Origin of the sequence: Exiguobacterium qingdaonense (genome assembly GCF_018617855.1) — a bacterium.
Classification (GTDB): Bacteria; Bacillota; Bacilli; order Exiguobacteriales; family Exiguobacteriaceae; genus Exiguobacterium; species Exiguobacterium qingdaonense.
The window spans coordinates 1-303 of the sequence record NZ_JACSKY010000042.1; the positions used below are offsets into that span (position 1 = coordinate 1).

General features: G+C 54.1%; 1 protein-coding gene. It reads left to right on the forward strand.

The window, feature by feature from the left end; all coding sequences use genetic code 11:
• The coding region (locus KNP00_RS14160; protein WP_215146309.1) for a zinc ribbon domain-containing protein at nucleotides 1-240 on the forward strand (240 nt) is incomplete at its 5' end.
• Nucleotides 241-303: the final 63 nt, after the last annotated feature.

Here is a 303-nt window from a genome sequence, read left to right on the forward strand (position 1 = left end):
TCCATCGGGGATGTCAGTTGGTACGAGTTCGTCCGGCAACTCGAATACAAATCAAGATTCTACGGACGGACGCTCATCAAGGCAGACCCCTGGTACGCATCGACCCAGATCTGTTCCACTTGCGGCGTAAAAGGCGAGAAGAAGACGGTGGATGTCCGTGAATGGGCATGTACTTATTGTGGTGCGCATCATGACCGTGACATCAACGCGAGCCTCAACCTATTGATGTTGGCCGACTGACAAACCATTCAGGGCAGGGACTGCCCGACGAGCTTGGTCCATAACCGTGGCTGGTAAGAGCAC